This is a genomic window from Curvibacter lanceolatus ATCC 14669 (assembly GCF_000381265.1).
Taxonomy (GTDB): domain Bacteria; phylum Pseudomonadota; class Gammaproteobacteria; order Burkholderiales; family Burkholderiaceae_C; genus Curvibacter; species Curvibacter lanceolatus.
This window is the reverse complement of the sequence record NZ_KB906290.1, coordinates 22,966-32,776: the sequence shown is the minus strand read 5'-3', so window position 1 is coordinate 32,776 and position 9,811 is coordinate 22,966. Positions and strand designations below refer to the sequence as shown.

13 protein-coding genes, 1 tRNA gene and 1 pseudogene are annotated in these 9,811 nt (G+C 62.8%); 13 read left to right on the top strand and 2 right to left on the bottom strand.

Annotated features, from left to right (window positions below; translation table 11 throughout):
• The first annotated feature begins 83 nt into the window (after positions 1-83).
• From F624_RS0130795 to F624_RS0130770, 6 genes are all read left to right on the top strand, one after another.
• Complete coding sequence (locus F624_RS0130795; protein ID WP_019578225.1) at positions 84-461, top strand: hypothetical protein; 378 nt, start codon at positions 84-86, stop codon at positions 459-461.
• A complete protein-coding gene (locus F624_RS0130790) occupies positions 458-757 on the top strand; it encodes a hypothetical protein (protein ID WP_019578224.1) in 300 nt (99 codons plus the stop codon). The genes F624_RS0130795 and F624_RS0130790 overlap by 4 nt, the downstream gene beginning before the upstream one ends.
• The gene (locus tag F624_RS0130785; RefSeq protein WP_019578223.1) at positions 757-1,128 is read left to right on the top strand and encodes a hypothetical protein; all 372 of its coding nucleotides are present in this window, start codon (positions 757-759) and stop codon (positions 1,126-1,128) included. Before F624_RS0130790 ends, F624_RS0130785 begins: the two co-directional genes overlap by 1 nt.
• On the top strand, positions 1,125-1,640 hold the full coding sequence (locus F624_RS0130780) for a lysozyme (RefSeq protein WP_019578222.1): 516 nt from the start codon (positions 1,125-1,127) through the stop codon (positions 1,638-1,640). The genes F624_RS0130785 and F624_RS0130780 overlap by 4 nt, the downstream gene beginning before the upstream one ends.
• Positions 1,624-2,205, top strand: a complete 582-nt coding sequence (locus F624_RS0130775) for a DUF2514 family protein (protein WP_051107609.1) — start codon at positions 1,624-1,626, stop codon at positions 2,203-2,205. Before F624_RS0130780 ends, F624_RS0130775 begins: the two co-directional genes overlap by 17 nt.
• Before the next feature lie 148 nt (positions 2,206-2,353).
• Positions 2,354-3,142, top strand: a complete 789-nt coding sequence (locus tag F624_RS0130770) for a DNA adenine methylase (RefSeq protein WP_019578220.1) — start codon at positions 2,354-2,356, stop codon at positions 3,140-3,142.
• Positions 3,143-3,335: 193 nt separating this feature from the next.
• Here the strand turns inward: F624_RS0130770 and F624_RS0130765 are convergent, their stop codons facing one another.
• Positions 3,336-3,764 (bottom strand): nuclear transport factor 2 family protein, encoded by a 429-nt coding sequence (locus F624_RS0130765; protein ID WP_019578219.1) that lies wholly within the window; start codon positions 3,762-3,764, stop codon positions 3,336-3,338.
• Between F624_RS0130765 and F624_RS34520 the strand changes: the two are divergent.
• The 5 genes and pseudogenes from F624_RS34520 to F624_RS0130745 all read left to right on the top strand — a co-directional run.
• A pseudogene (locus F624_RS34520) lies at positions 3,720-3,887 on the top strand (transposase domain-containing protein); the annotation flags it as partial. The gene F624_RS0130765 and the pseudogene F624_RS34520 sit on opposite strands and share 45 nt — an antisense overlap.
• 740 nt (positions 3,888-4,627) lie before the next feature.
• A complete protein-coding gene (locus tag F624_RS0130760; protein ID WP_019578218.1) occupies positions 4,628-5,743 on the top strand; it encodes a chromate transporter in 1,116 nt (371 codons plus the stop codon).
• A complete protein-coding gene (locus F624_RS0130755) occupies positions 5,744-6,136 on the top strand; it encodes a hypothetical protein (protein WP_157443718.1) in 393 nt (130 codons plus the stop codon).
• Positions 6,137-6,146: 10 nt separating this feature from the next.
• Positions 6,147-6,602, top strand: coding sequence for a chromate resistance protein ChrB domain-containing protein (locus F624_RS0130750; protein WP_019578216.1), 456 nt, complete (start codon positions 6,147-6,149; stop codon positions 6,600-6,602).
• Between the two features lie 18 nt (positions 6,603-6,620).
• Positions 6,621-7,676, top strand: coding sequence for a DMT family transporter (locus F624_RS0130745; RefSeq protein ID WP_031256857.1), 1,056 nt, complete (start codon positions 6,621-6,623; stop codon positions 7,674-7,676).
• Between the two features lie 424 nt (positions 7,677-8,100).
• On the opposite strand, the gene F624_RS0130740 is transcribed toward F624_RS0130745, so the two are convergent.
• Positions 8,101-8,185, bottom strand: a tRNA-Leu gene (locus tag F624_RS0130740).
• A gap of 39 nt (positions 8,186-8,224) precedes the next feature.
• On the opposite strand from F624_RS0130740, the gene cysM reads away from it, so the two are divergent.
• Positions 8,225-9,127, top strand: a complete 903-nt coding sequence (cysM, locus tag F624_RS0130735; protein WP_031256856.1) for a cysteine synthase CysM — start codon at positions 8,225-8,227, stop codon at positions 9,125-9,127.
• Between the two features lie 95 nt (positions 9,128-9,222).
• Entirely contained in the window at positions 9,223-9,756 is a 534-nt protein-coding gene (locus F624_RS0130730; RefSeq protein WP_019578213.1) for an NUDIX hydrolase, read from the top strand.
• Positions 9,757-9,811 lie beyond the last annotated feature (55 nt).

Genomic DNA, 9,811 nt, shown 5'->3' with positions numbered 1-9,811 from the left:
GCCGCAGCGGCGCGGGCGGCAGCGGCTTGGCGTTCCTTCGCTTCTTTGCTGATCTCACTCCCTGACTCTCGTAAGGCAGAACCATGCGACACCTTTACAACATTCTGGGCGCCGATGGCGCCATCCTGAACACCGTGGTGGCCGACGATGCGTTTGTCACCGAACACCATGCGGGGCGCTTCGGGTTGCTCGGGCCCGCACCCGATGACCCGGTGGTGGCTGTGCCCCGGCATGTGGCGGTGGGCAGCTTCTTCGATCGCTTCGGCCCCGCCAAATGGGCCATCCTGGCTGACCCGAGCCCTGCGGTACAGGCCCTGGTCAAGGACTGCTCGGTGCGGGGCTTCATCGACCTGGACCGGGCTGATCTGCCCGCGGCCTTGGCCTTGCTGGTGCAGGCCGGCCACGCGGTCGACGCGGACCAGATCCTGGGCGCTCCGGTGCAAGCAGGGGAGCGGCCATGAACCAAAAGTTGTCTCAACGGCTGTACCTCTTGATGCTGCTGCCCGTGGTGGCCCTGGCCCCGCTGGCCGCCCTGGTGCGCTACCTCTGGGCGGTACTGACCAACCCGGGCCGGGCCTGGGGCATTGCCCGGGCATTCGATCGGGTGTTCAACGTGGCAGCCAATGGCGATGAGCGCGAGACCGTGAGCAGCCGGGCGGCCCGGGCGCGGGATGAGGGCAGGGCGTGGGGCTGTGTGCTGTGCCGGCTGCTGGACCGGCTCGACGCCGGCCACTGCGACCAGGCCAAGGGGGTGTGATGCTGGACGAGCAATCCTTACCTCTCGCGCCCGGAGCCGCGAACACGGACCCTCTGCAGGTCACCCCGCCCACCGAAGCCGAGCGCCTGGCGGCGGTGGAGGCCGAGCTCCAAACCATCCGCGTTCGCCTGGCCACTGGTGACGAGACCATGGCCAGCCTGAGGGCCGACCTGGCGGAGAACACCAGCGCGACCATCCGCACCGAGTCCAACACGGCCGAGATCGTGGAGTTCTTTGGCGCCATGAAGGGCGCCTTCAAGGTCCTGAACTGGATCGGCGCCCTGGCCAAGCCGATCACCGCACTGGTGGCGCTAGCCGCCGTCACCTGGGGCGCCTTCCTGACCATCAAAACCGGTACTCCCCCCAAATGAACGACCTCCTCAAAAAGCGCTTGATCCAAGCCGCCAGTGGCGGTGCCATTGCCCTGGCCGGTGTGCTGGCCACCTGGTACGAGGGCCGGCGGCTCACGCCCTACCGCGACCCGGTGGGCATCCTGACCGTGTGCGAGGGCATCACCGGCAAGGACGTGGTGCCGGGCAAGACCTACACGCCCACCGAGTGCGATGCGCTGCGCGACAAGCACCTGCGCATCGCGGACGCGGCCGTGTCACGCCAGATCCGGGTGCCGCTCACGCCTTGGCAGCGGGCCGCGCTGATCGACTTCACCTACAACCTGGGCGAAGAGGCGCTGGTCGGGTCAACCCTGGCCCGGCTCTTCAATGCGGGGCAAGCCCAGGCCGGGTGCGAGCAGCTCTCGCGCTGGGTCAAGGCCCGGGTGCAGGGCGAGCTGGTGACCTTGCGCGGTCTGGTGGACCGGCGCGGGGCCGAGCTCGAGGTGTGCCTGGGTCAACTGCAGGAGGTGGCGAATGTCGGTGCTCGATAGCGTCAAAAGGGCCTCCCTGCAGGTCCTGGTGCTCGCGTTGGCCGGCACCGTGGCTGTTCAAACCTGGCGCCTTCATGGGGCCCAGCTCGCCGCCTCAGAAGCCAAGACCCAGCAAGCCAAGCAGCAGGCCGAGGGTGAGCGCCTAGCCCGCGTGGCCTCAGAAACCAACCGTCAACTGGAGCGGCAATACCGTGATCAAGTCTCAGAAATCGAAACCCGGGCCCAGGCTGATCTGGCGCAGGCGCGTGTGGCTGTGGATCGTGCCCGTGATGCTGGCCAGCGGCTGCAGCGCGAGCTTGCCGGTTACGTCGAGCGTCAGCGTGCCAGCGCCTCAGCGGCCACCGCTGCCGGCCAGTGCCAGGCAGACACAAGCCCCGCCGTCGATCTGCTTGCCGAGCTGTTCAGACGCGCTGACCAGCGAGCGGGAGAGCTGGCGGCAGTGGCTGATGAAGCCCGAGTGAGAGGGCTGGCCTGCGAGGCCAGCTACCAGGCCGTGAATCAAGCCGCGCATGACGCAATGAACCAAGCTGGGAACCAGCCCGCGGAGGTGCACACCTCCCCCTGATCCCCAGAAAAAAGAACAGGGCGAACGGAAAGGGTGCGTCAACACCCAACCCGAACGCCGAACCCACAGATCGCGCCTGTGAGCCCAGCCCAAGTCCCTGCCCACCTGTACAGGCGGGGCGAGTGTAAACGAAGCTTTGGAGCCCACAATGGCAACCCCCATCATCCCTTGGCTCGGTGGCAAGCGCCGCCTGGCCGATATCCTGATCCCGCGCTTCCCGGCGCACACCTGTTATGTTGAGGTCTTCGCGGGCGGCGCCGCGCTGTACTTCCTGCGCCCGCCGGCCGACGTGGAGGTGATCAACGACGTCAACGGCGAACTGGTCAACCTGTACCGCGTGGTGAAGCATCACCTCGAGGAGTTCGTGCGCCAGTTCAAATGGGCGCTCTCAAGCCGTGACATGTTCAAGTGGCTGCAGGACACCCCGGCCGAGACCATGACCGACCTGCAGCGGGCGGCGCGGTTCTATTACCTGCAGCACCACGCCTTCGGTGGCAAGGTGCAAGGCCAGACCTGGGGCACGGCCACCACGGCGCCGCCCTTGAACCTGCTGCGCATCGAGGAAAACCTGAGCGCTGCGCACCTGCGTCTGTCCAGTACCTACATCGAGCGCTTGGACTGGCAGCAGTGCATCAAGCGCTACGACCGGCCGCACACCTTGTTTTACATGGACCCGCCGTACTGGCAGACCGAGGGGTACGGCGTGCCGTTTGAATGGGAGCAGTACGAGGCTATGGCCCAGCTGATGCGGGAGATCAAGGGCAAGGCCATCTTGAGCATCAATGACCATCCGGACATCCGGCGCTGCTTTGCTGGGCTGCAGATGGAAGTGGTGCCGATCACTTACCAGGTGGGCGGTGGGGCCAAGGGGGTGGAGCGCAGCGAGCTGATCATTTACAGCTGGGACCGGGAGGTGGAGCCGGTGGGGTTGTTTTAGGCTGCGAGGGGGGCGAAGGGGCCTCCCGCTGCTATCGTGGGCCACTTCGAGCGGCAAGACTCGGCCATTTGCAGCACTTCACCGGCATCCGCTCTCGGCCGCCGCAGTACGACAGCATCTTCAGCGCTTCAATTGCTGCCAGCGGATCCATGGACCCGGCGCTGCATAGCTGCCCCTGCAGTCAGCTGACCGCTCAAGCGTTGAGTACTGGGTTTGGCGCGTATTTGTCACCCACCCTCTCGCGTAGCGGATGCGTGTCGTAAACGATGTGCATGCTGTCGATGCGGTCTCTTCCCGGCCGAAACTCAAACACGTCCACGCACGTGAAGTCAACAGGCCTCCCATCGCTCAGAGTCCAGTCGTAGCGGAAATAGGCTGCCACGCGCACGGTGTCGTCTGAGGGCTGTACGGACGCGAACAAGTCGATCAGCGTAATCACGCTCTGGCTCGATGCCTGGGCGAGCTTGGGAAAAAAGTCGCGCGCCTTCATCGTGCCTAGAAACGGGGAGTGCACAACGCCGTCCTCCTCAAAAGTGAAAATCAGCCTCGTCGTATCGCTCGCGTTCAGGTGCTGCAGGTACGCGCAGGGAAAAGGGCTGCAGCGATCATGAGTTTGCTGCACTCGGCGCGCATCAACGGGCACGATCCATACGCCTACTTCAAGGACGTACTGGATCGCTTACCAACGCACTCAGCCAGCCGTATTGAGGAACTGCTGCCGCATCGCTGGAGAGCCGCGTCCTGAAGCTTGGCATGAAGCCAAACCGAACGCCTGTTGCCAAAACCTGGCGGCCAAATTGCTTAAGGCTGGCAATGGCGGTCATATGTGCGCAGGCGAACAGAGGCGGAAATTGGACGGTGCCATTCTGGCCGAATGGAAAAAAATCAATCCTTAAACAGTTGCACCGCGACACTTGCCATGTTGAGTTGGACGGAGGCTGTTGATGCAGTCCTGCGCGACATTGAGCGAATCATCAAGGGCGGGGCCACGAACTCAGCTCGGACAGCTGAACTTCTCGTAGCCGTTGACGTTGCTCGACGGCGATACGGTTGTGAGATGAACCCACGAACGCCGCCGACGTGACTTGACCGGACGCATACTGATCTCCGAGGTGCCGGGCCTTGAGCGGGCTTCTGCCTAGCAACCGATCTGAGCCGATCCAGCAGGGCCAACGAAATTCTGCAATGGGCCCTTAGCCGACAAATCGCAATCCGCCCTGCAGACAGTCCCCCGGTTCGAAATCGACTCTTCAGAGTTGATGTGTTGGGCTACATGCCTGCTCAGAATGGCCCTAGAATCCAACTAGCGGGGACTTGAGCAGTCTCCCCGCCATCAAGGGCTGTTCTGGCCCCAAGTGCTGCTCCTGTTCATGGGTCTCTGTACCCAGATGGGAGTTTGACTTGTCATCTTCATCCTCGATTTCTTCGACCACTTCGCAGACCCCATCGGGGCCGGTCTATACGCTCTGGGAACTTGTGCGTTACATGCTGGCCCTGGGCTCCTGGGGATTCGGGGGCCCCGTGGCCTTGGTTGGGTACATGTATCGGGATCTGGTCGAGAAGCGTCACTGGATCTCCGAGAGCGACTACAAGGAAGGCATGGCCTTGGCCCAACTGATGCCGGGCCCTCTGGCTGCGCAGTTAGCCATTTACCTGGGCTACGTGCACTTCCGAATCCTGGGTGCCACGTTGGCGGGGTTGGCTTTCGTGTTGCCGTCCTTTCTGATGGTCGTGGCGCTGGGGGCGGCCTACAGTGCGTTTGGGGGCATCGGCTGGATGCAGGCCGTGTTCTACGGCGTGGGGGCCTCTGTGATCGGCATCATCGCCATGAGCGCCTACAAGCTCACCACCAAGAACATCGGGCGCGACAAGCTCTTGTGGGCTATCTTTTTGGTCAGTGTCGGTGTCACGGTGGTCACCAAGTCAGAGGTGGTGTGGTTGTTCCTTGGATCGGGAGTGCTGGTCTGGTTCTGGCGTGCGCCGCCCGCCTGGGCACGACGCGGAGATCTTCGTGTCGTTGCTGGGCCTATCGGTGCCTTCTTCGCTCTGGAAACTTTGGATTGGCACAAGTTGGCCCAGGTCGGTGGGTACTTCGCCTACGCTGGCAGCTTTGTGTTTGGCAGTGGTTTGGCCATCGTGCCCTTTCTATACAGCGGCGTGGTTCAGGAGTACCACTGGCTGACAGATCGGCAATTCGTGGATGCCGTGGCGGTCGCCATGATTACGCCGGGCCCGGTGGTCATCACCACGGGCTTCATCGGTTATCTGGTCTCGGGATTCTGGGGTGCTGTCGTGGCGGCTCTTGCCACTTTCCTGCCCTGCTATCTGTTCACGGTGCTGCCTGCCCCCTACTTCAAGAAGTACGGCAAGCTACCGGCCATCATCGCTTTCGTGGATGGCGTTACAGCGGCGGCCATCGGGGCCATTACTGGGGCGGTGATCGTGATCGGGGAGCGCTCCATCACCGACTGGGTGACTGCGCTGCTGGCACTCACCACGGCTGCCGTGCTGTGGAAGTTCAAGAAGCTCCCAGAGCCCGCGATCGTCGTGGCTGCGGCCTTGATCGGGCTGGCGATCTACCCGCTGATGCACGGAGCCTGAGTGGGCTTCGCTTTGTCTACACAGCCTTCGCCAAGTTGGCTTGCTCGGGCCTTGCTCACGTTTGGCATCGGGATCGCACAGGCCGGAACCTCACCGCAGCACGTTCAAGTTCTGACAGCTCAGGAGGTGCGCAAGCTGCTGATCGGTCAAACCATCACCGACGGTTACCACTGGCGCTACCACCTCAAGTCCGACGGCTCCATTGATGCCTTGGAGTTGGGCCGAGCGCGAAAGGGGCGCTGGCACTTCGACGCCCATCTCCTGTGCATCAACATCATTGCTGGAGCGGCCCCAAGCGCCTGCTGGGAGTTGATCCACGATGACAAGGGACTGGCCTTGGGCTTCCAAGGTCATCCAGTCCAAGACATTCAGATCATTCCAACCCAACGTTAGGAGCATCACCATGCAATGGATCACACGCGAACGCCCCAAGATCGACCGCATCGCCTGCCCGTGGTTGGTCAAGCGCTTCATTGACCAGAACGCCGAGTTCCTCTATGTCCCCGCCGCAGATGTGTTGGCCATCGCCACTGAAACGGGGGCCATTCCCTACGACATCCCTGGCGTGGAGTTGAGCCACGTGGACGAGTTGTGCAGCTTCGACGCCTTTATTGCCAAGTACTGCCTGCATGACCCGGCGCTGGACCAACTGGCTGTGATCGTGCGGGGGGCTGACACCTCCCGACTGGACCTTACGCCACAGTCTGCGGGCCTGTACGCGATCTCGCTGGGTCTTTCCAAGACCTTTCAAAACGACCATGAGATGCTCAAGCATGGCTTGGTGATGTACGACGCCATCTACGCTTGGTGCAAGGACGGCCAAGGCGAAACACACAACTGGCCTCCAGCGGGGTGGTGATTGCGCAGAATGCTGCTGATGACACCTTTCACGCCATCTTTGCCTGCGCTCAAAGGCGGCATGCTGGCTTTGCTGGCCGCAACATTGTTCGGTATCAGTACCCCCTTGGTGCAGAAGTTGGGGCTGGGCGTTGGCCCCTTCACAACGGCTGCGCTGCTCTATGCAGGAGCCGCCGTGGTCGGTGCTTTCACGCGTCAACCGACGGAGCGAGAGGCCCGCTTGTTGCCATCGGATCTGCCCCGCCTCCTTGCAATGGCGCTCTTGGGGGCTGCGGTAGGGCCGGTGGCATTGGTTTGGGGGCTTCAACATACGAGTGGCACCGGGGCGTCCTTGATGCTGACCTTGGAGGCCTTGTTCACAGCGCTGCTGGCTTGGTGTCTTTATCGGGAAACGATGGATCGCCGGGTCGCCACTGCGGTGGCTTTGTTGCTGGCTGGAGGGATCGCACTGGTGCTGGATCAGAGCCAGAGCGGCAACAGCCAGTTCTGGGGACTGCTGGCGGTCATGAGCGCTACGGCGGCCTGGGGTCTGGACAACACCTTGTCGAGAGCGCTGGCCGAGCGCGATCCTGGGCAGGTGGTGCTGGCGAAGTCAGTGCTTGGCACCACCACAACGCTTGTATTGGCAGGGGTGACCGGGGAGTCGTTGCCTCCAGTTGGTCCGATCCTCGGCTTGTTGGCGGTGGGGGCTAGCGGTTATGGCTTGAGCCTGCGCTTCTACCTGCTCGCGCAACGTGCCTTCGGGGCAGCTCGCACGGGGTCGGTGTTCGCCTTTGCGCCGTTCATCGGTGCGGCACTCGCGTTCCTGCTGGGGGATCGTTCAGGTGGCTGGGCCATGTTGCTGGGCGGCGTAATGATGCTGATGGGGGTGACCGTTCACTTGATGGAATCACATCACCATGAACACGACCACGAAGCCCTGTTGCATGAGCATGCGCACACGCACAACGATGGGCATCATGATCACACCCATGAAGTCATGCCCACTGGGTCGCACAGTCACGCACATCGACATGAACCGATGCGGCACAGCCATGCGCACGTGCCAGATGCCCACCATTCACACAGTCACTGATGTGAATGCGTGCGCTCGGCCTTGCTCTATGTCAGCTACCTGCAAACTCGTTGAGCGACCGCTTCTGGCCGTTCTCGGACATCGTACCCTGCAGATGCTCGGTAGTAGATGGCGAAATGAATCGATACTAGGGGGGCAAGTATGGGGCAAACATCAGACGCCCCCAAAACCATCAGCACACTCTCCTAGGACCCTCTGGTCTCGGCCTGTGATGAAAGCGCCGCTCCGACGGTGGGAGGGTTGGCGTAAACGCCGGGGAGGGGCGCCTCCTTCTTATTGATGCTGTATATGCATACAGCAATCAAGACAAAAAAAAGCCACCTCAACGGTGGCAGATCTACAAAAGCGGAACATCACGCTGAACGGATGCGGAACGTTTCTTTGCTCTTACCCATCGACTGCACGTAAGTGCTTGATTTGTAAGTGGTGCCCGGGGCCGGAATCGAACCGGCACGCCTTGCGGCGGGGGATTTTGAGTCCCCTGCGTCTACCAATTTCACCACCCGGGCAAAAAAACGCTAGAGCGAAATTATGGCACAGTGTTGGGCATGAATTACCCAACCATTGAAGATGCAGTCGGCAAAACCCCGTTGATCGCGCTGCAGCGCATCGGTGTGGCCGATAACCAGCGGCGTGGCAATGTGGTGTTGGCCAAGCTGGAGGGCAACAACCCCGCGGGTTCGGTGAAAGACCGGCCGGCGCTGTCGATGATCCGCCGTGCTGAAGAGCGGGGCGACATCAAGCCGGGCGATACGCTGATCGAGGCCACCTCGGGCAACACCGGCATCGCGTTGGCGATGGCGGCGGCCATCCGGGGTTACCGCATGGTGCTGATCATGCCCGAGGACTTGTCGATAGAGCGCGCGCAGACCATGAAGGCCTTTGGTGCCGAGCTCCTGCTGACGCCCAAGAGCGGCGGCATGGAATACGCCCGTGACCTGGCCGAGCAGATGCAGCGCGAGGGCAAGGGTCGAGTGCTGGACCAGTTCGGCAACACCGACAACCCCCGCATCCATTACGAGACCACCGGCCCCGAGCTGTGGGAGCAGACGGGCGGGCGCATCACCCACTTCGTGAGCGCCATGGGCACCACGGGCACCATCACCGGCGTGGCCCGGTTCCTGAAAGAAAAGAACCCGGCGGTGCGCATCATCGGCGCGCAGCCCAGCGAGGGGTCGCGCATTCCGGGCATCCGCAAATGGCCTGAGGCCTACCTGCCCAGCATCTACGACGCCAGCCTGGTGGATCAGCTGGTCTATGTGTCGCAAGACGATGCCGAAGAAACCTGCCGCCGCCTGGCGCGTGAAGAAGGCATTTTTGCCGGCATCTCGGCGGCCGGGGCCTGCTGGGTCGCGCAAGAGATTGCACGCGGCTGCGAAAACGCCACCATCGCGTTTGTCGTGTGCGACCGGGGCGATCGCTACCTGTCCACCGGCGTGTTCCCGGCCTGACACGGCGGGCCTCCAGCGGCCTGCTCTGCGGGCCGGCGCCGTTTCACACCGCTTGCCTATCGCTGATCGCCGATTGCCCGAGGAGGGGTTTTTACATGGCCGCTGATTTCCGCTTTTGTCCGCAATGCGCCACGTCGCTCGAATGGGTCTCACGGGCTGAAGACGGTGGCGACAAGCTCCGGCTGCGCTGCATGGCCTGCGACTGGACGCACTGGAACAACCCCACGCCGGTGCTGGCGGCCATCATCGAGTACCGCGGGCAGGTCTTGCTGGCCCGCAATGCGGCCTGGTCGGGGCGCATGTTTGCCTTGATCACGGGCTTCATGGAGGCCGGCGAAACGCCCGAAGAGGGCATTGCGCGCGAGATCAAGGAAGAGACCAACCTCGACGTGCTGTCGCTGGACCTGGTGGGTGTGGCCGATTTTCAGCGCATGAACCAGGTCATCATCACCTACCACGCGGTGGCCGAGGGCGAGATCAGCCTGTCGCCCGAGCTGGTCGAGTACAAGTTGCTCGATCCGCAGGATGTGATGTGCTGGCCCGCCGGCACCGGGCTAGCCCTGGCCCAATGGCTGCGGGGGCGCGGCATCGAGCCGCGCTTCATCGAGTTTCCACGGCGCGAAGAATGATCGGCCTGGATGGCGGCCCGCGGGCCCGGTCCTGCGTAGAATTGCTCAAGACCTG